We start from the raw sequence: 211 nt of genomic DNA on the forward strand, positions 1-211 counted from the left end.
CGGGTCTTCACGGGGTACTTGCTCAGCTCGGCCAGGATCTCCGGCATCGGCCGGCCCAGGTCGATCTCGACGACGTCGCCGCCCTCGAGGTGCTCGTCGGTGGTCTCGGGCATGAAGTGCGCCGGCTCGGTCTCGAGCTGCTCGATGAACACGCCCTCGGGGGTGATCTTGGCGAGGCACTGCCTATCGGCGGAGCAGGACACCGCGATCG

At 68.2% G+C, this 211-nt stretch carries 1 pseudogene; it reads right to left on the minus strand.

The window, feature by feature from the left end:
* Positions 1–211: pseudogene (locus BN358_RS23090) on the minus strand (fumarate hydratase); the annotation flags it as partial.

Source organism: Sedimentibacter sp. B4 (genome assembly GCF_000309315.1).
Lineage (GTDB): Bacteria > Bacillota > Clostridia > Tissierellales > Sedimentibacteraceae > Sedimentibacter > Sedimentibacter saalensis.